At 68.9% G+C, this 4,507-nt stretch carries 5 protein-coding genes; 2 read left to right on the top strand and 3 right to left on the bottom strand.

Features of this window, described 5'->3' with window-relative positions:
• The first annotated feature begins 217 nt into the window (after positions 1-217).
• Positions 218-1,414 carry a permease gene (locus ACWGJY_RS32035; protein WP_453264402.1) on the top strand — a complete coding sequence of 399 codons (1,197 nt, stop codon included), beginning with the start codon at positions 218-220 and terminating at the stop codon, positions 1,412-1,414.
• 89 nt (positions 1,415-1,503) lie between these two features.
• The gene (locus ACWGJY_RS32030) at positions 1,504-1,839 is read left to right on the top strand and encodes a hypothetical protein (RefSeq protein WP_453264378.1); all 336 of its coding nucleotides are present in this window, start codon (positions 1,504-1,506) and stop codon (positions 1,837-1,839) included.
• A gap of 67 nt (positions 1,840-1,906) precedes the next feature.
• Here the strand turns inward: ACWGJY_RS32030 and ACWGJY_RS32025 are convergent, their stop codons facing one another.
• The 3 genes from ACWGJY_RS32025 to ACWGJY_RS32015 form a co-directional block, all read right to left on the bottom strand.
• The gene (locus ACWGJY_RS32025; protein WP_453264377.1) at positions 1,907-2,782 is read right to left on the bottom strand and encodes a recombinase family protein; all 876 of its coding nucleotides are present in this window, start codon (positions 2,780-2,782) and stop codon (positions 1,907-1,909) included.
• Between the two features lie 141 nt (positions 2,783-2,923).
• The gene (locus ACWGJY_RS32020; protein WP_453264376.1) at positions 2,924-4,069 is read right to left on the bottom strand and encodes a transposase; all 1,146 of its coding nucleotides are present in this window, start codon (positions 4,067-4,069) and stop codon (positions 2,924-2,926) included.
• A gap of 201 nt (positions 4,070-4,270) precedes the next feature.
• Positions 4,271-4,507, bottom strand: a 237-nt coding sequence (locus ACWGJY_RS32015; RefSeq protein WP_453264375.1) for an ATP-binding protein, incomplete at its 5' end; no start/stop codon positions are given.

Raw genomic sequence — 4,507 nt, 5'->3', positions numbered from 1 at the left:
GCCCGACCGCGGGTACCGGGGGCTTTTCCCTTTAGAACCCGCCGGGCGCCAACCACCCCCCCCCCCCCCTCCCCACCACGGCCGGCTCACCCCGGGGGGCCCCCCCCCCCCGGGGGCCCCCCCGCCCTGCCCGACCGTCTCGCGCCGCGCCGTGCTGCCCAGGTGCGACGTGTCGGTGGGCCCCATGCCGTGCTCTTCTCGGAAGGCTTCAGGGATGATCCACGCCGTACTGCACGCACTGTCGATCGCGGCTTCCATGACCTGGGAGATCACCTGGGCCTTGATCCTGGGCTTCGCCCTGTCCGCGGTCGTCCAGGCCGTCGTCCGCAAATCCACAGTCGTCTCCCTGCTCGGCGACGACCGGCCCCGCACCCTGGCGATCGCCGCCGGCCTCGGCGCGGCGTCCTCCTCATGCTCGTATGCGGCGGTGGCGCTGGCCCGCTCGCTGTTTCGCAAGGGCGCGAACTTCACCGCGGCGATGGCCTTCGAGATCGCCTCGACCAACCTCGTCGTCGAGCTCGGCGTCATCCTGGCGCTGCTCATGGGCTGGCAGTTCACGGCGGCGGAGTTCGTCGGCGGCCCCATCATGATCGTCGTCCTCGCGGTGCTGTTCCGGCTGTTCCTGCGCGACAAACTCCTGCGCGAGGCCCGTGAGCAGTCCGAACGCGGGCTGGCCGGCTCGATGGAGGGGCACGCCGCGATGGACATGTCCGTCCGGCGTGAGGGGTCTTTCGCCCGGCGGCTGCTGTCGCGCGAGGGCTTCACCTCGACGAGTCACGTCTTTGTCATGGAGTGGGCGGCGATCCTGCGGGACCTGGTGATCGGTCTGCTGATCGCCGGGGCGATCGCCGCCTGGGTTCCGGACTCGTTCTGGCGCACGTTCTTCTTCGAGGGCCACCCGCTGGCATCCAAACTGTGGGGGCCCATCATCGGCCCACTGGTCGCGATCGCCTCGTTCGTCTGCTCCATCGGCAACGTGCCGCTCGCCGTCGTGCTGTGGAAGGGCGGCATCAGCTTCGGCGGCGTCGTCGCCTTCATCTTCGCCGACCTGCTGATCCTGCCGATCCTGAACATCTACCGGAAGTACTACGGCGCGAGGATGGCCCTCTTCCTGCTCGGCACGTTCTACCTCGCCACCGTCATCGCCGGGTACATCGTCGAGTTCACCTTCGGCGGCCTGGGCCTCATCCCCGACCAGGCCGACGCGAAGATCCCCATGGAAGGCATCACCTGGCTCAACATCGTCTTCCTCCTGCTGGCAGCCGCCCTCCTGGTGCGGTTCTTCCGCACCGGCGGCAGAGCCATGCTCCGCATGATGGGCGGATCCCCCACCACCGACCACGACCGCCCAGCACACCACCACACACACCTGGGCGAAGACCCGAGCCCGCCGCAGGAGGGCCACCCCCACTGACCGCCGCCGCCTGCTCCACCCAAGGGTGGAGCAGGTGCTCCGCCCCCGGGCCGATCCGCCCGCGCCCTCTCCGTGCTCAACTGGCATTCGTGATTGCCACATTGCCGCGGACCCGGCCCAGCCCGGAGGGCAAGCCGCTCCCGCCCGAGGGAACGGCGAACGCCTTCCGGGCCTTCGCCCGCGACCTGGCCGCCGGCCGGCGCGCCTGGACCGCCGCAGAAGCCGGCTTTCTCGGCGGACTCTTCGACCAGCTCGCCGCAGACTGGGACAGCACCCAAGCCACCGGCCGCGACGACCCGCTGCGCGACGCCCTCACCCGCGGCGGCCCCCTCCCCAACGGCCCCTGCCTGGAAAACGGTTCCGGCACCGGCCAGTTCACCCCACGCGGGGTGCCGTTAACGAGCGGCGAACCAGGTGACAAGTAACCCGCCAGTAGCTTTCGGATCGAAGGTCGTCACGCGAGGAGGCGTGACGACCTTCGTACGTCCGGACTCAGGCCGTGTTGTCGGCTTCGGAGAGGAGGCGGTAGACGGTGGCGACCGAGGGGTGCTCGCCTTTGTTCTTGCCCGAGGGGATGACGAGCTTGCGGGCGATCTGCGGGACAGCGACGCCCTGGGCGCGCAGAGCGCGGGCGTAGTCGGCCATGTCGTCGTCGACGACCTTGGGGCGACCGCCGTGGCGGCCGCGTTCGCGGGCGGATGCCTGGCCTTCGAGGGACTTCTCCCGGATGTACTCGCGCTCGGACTCGGCCATGCCGGCGAAGAACGCGAACAGGGCGGCGCCGTGTCCGGACGGGTCGTAGACCCCCTGGAGGGGGCCGGTGAGGAGTTCGAGCTGGATGTCGTGGTGGCGCAGGTCCTCGGCGATGGCGAGGAGTTCGGCGGCGCCGCGTCCCAGGCGCTTCATCTCGTGCACCGTGAAGATCACCCGCTGGTGGGGGACGGCCTTCTTGATGGTGTGGGCGAAGTCCATCGCCTTGACGAATTCCGGGCGGACCTTGATCCGGGTGCTGATCTTCTCGGAGAAGACCGGGTCGCACCCGGCTTCAGCGAGGGCGTCGAGCTGGCTCTGGAGCTCCTGCTGGGCGGTACTGCAACGCGCGTACCCCACCCTCGTGGGCTTCGTCGTGGTCTCCGGCACGGCGGCGTCGATGGCCGGGCCCATCTCCCACGCGCGGCCGGGCCCGCGGTCGGCGGGGGTGCGGACTTCGAGCTCGGCCCGGAGCTGGGGGACGAGCATGAAGCGCGGGGTATGGTACTTCGGGGCGACCTTGCCGCCACGGGTGCGGCAGGTGCTCCCGGCGGGCACGTCACAGGTGGGGCAGTCGAACTGTTCGACGGCGGCGGCCGGTTCGGCGAGCTCTGGCATGTCGCAGAACCTATCGCGATGGGCTTTGTGCGAAAGCCGTTTTGCGAGAAGTTATGAGAACGAAGATCAGGGGCAAACCGGACATGCTTCGCCAGGCTCCGTGATCTCTCAGAACTACTCATTTACGAGAGACGCCGTGTGTCATGGCGTGATGCCTGCTACCGGCTGGTGACGTCGAGTTCGGTGTACATGCCGGCCTCGCGCGCTGAGGAGGACTCGCTTGCGAAGCAGGTCGAAGTTGGCTCGGCCGAACATCTGCCTCTTCAACATCTTGATCTTGTTGTTGTGGCCTTCGACGGCGCCGGAACTGTAGCGGAGGCTGAGGCCGGCGACGACAGCGTCGAGGTCCTGGCCGAGACCGGTGACGAAGGTGTGCAGGGCGGGCAGGTCCTCGGCTTTCACACTCGTGATCCACTGGTCCAGCTGCTTGCCCTGGCGGTCGTTCATGAGCTCGGCGAACGCGCGGACGTGGTGGGCGGTGCGGTCGAGTGCGGGGCAGCGGGCCAGGATTGCCTTGAGCTGCTGGGTCTGGTCCTCGGTGAGGCGGTCGGGGTGGCGGGTGAGCCAACTGGTCACGTCCCGCACGGACGGTGTCTTGCGGGGCGGGTCGTGCGGGAAGTTTGCGCGGAGCTTGGCCACGTAGACCTTCACGATGTTCTCGCCGCCGGGGTAGCCGCGTTCGCGGACTTCTTCGAACAGTCGGCGGGCGACGGTGCAGCCCTCGGCCCACCGCTGGTGAAGGTGGGGCTTATAGGGATCGAGGATGCTGGCGCGGCCGGTCCACCGGCCGACCAGGAGCTCGTCCGCGCTCGCTGCATTGGCGAAGCGGCGGACGGTGTTGCGGGCAAGTCCGAGCTGGCGGGCGATCGCGCGCAGTGCGACGCCCTGGTCGAGGAGGGTATGGACGGCCGCATGCTGTTCCCGGACGCGGTCGGAGAGGCGGCCAGTTGTCCGCGGCCCAGCGGGAGAAGGCCGATCGAGGTCCGTGTTCGCCATGTCCGCGGCGACCTGGGCTGTGGCGGAGTCGGGCGGCTCACGCAGCAGAGCATCGGTGGGGTTCCTGTCCTGACCAGCCAGGACGCCCATCACGAGGACGCCAACCGAGCCCGCGGTGATCACTACTTCACGTGCCATGTGGTACTGGACGTGCCCCTCGCCGTGGCGTGCTTCCGGGGCGCGGTATGTCTCGTCGGTGATGTGTGTGGCTGTCTGCCATACCGAGGGCGCCACGGCGGCGACCCCCGCCAGGGTGACTACGGCCCCGGCCATCTGCCGTACCGAACTCATCAGCTTCCCGACCTTCCTGGATACGAGCTGCCTGGATACGACATAGCTGGATAGGAGAACGTTTGACGTTCGCCGGTGATGAGGACTCGGTCAGTGGCTTCGCGGCGGCACGAACGCGGCGGCATGAACTGGAGGCGAAGGCGGCCGCCCTGCTGGCCGACGCGGAGGCGACCGATGCCGCCGGTGTGCTTCCGCTGAGTCTCACGTCCCGGTCTCCAGAGGGTCCGCAGGGAGTTTCTGTTCCGCCCAGATGGTTTTGCCCTGGGTGGTTTGGCGGGTGCCCCAGGCGTCTGTGAGCTGGGCGACCAGGAGCAGGCCCCTGCCGCCTTCGTCGAAGGTGCGGGCGCGGCGCATGTGGGGGGCGGTGCCGCTGGCGTCGGAGACTTCGCAGATGAGGTTATGGTCGTGGATCAGACGCAGGTGTATGGGTGGGTCGGC

Source organism: Streptomyces sp. NPDC054765, assembly GCF_053612065.1.
The sequence above is the reverse complement of the archived record's forward strand: the minus strand, read 5'-3'. Positions and strand labels throughout refer to the sequence as shown.

Coding starts and splice junctions, on each gene's coding strand:
- ACWGJY_RS32020 (WP_453264376.1), bottom strand. CDS start 4,069: ATGAGTTCGGTACGGCAGATGGCCGGGGCCGTAGTCACCCTGGCGGGG.
- ACWGJY_RS32025 (WP_453264377.1), bottom strand. CDS start 2,782: ATGCCAGAGCTCGCCGAACCGGCCGCCGCCGTCGAACAGTTCGACTGC.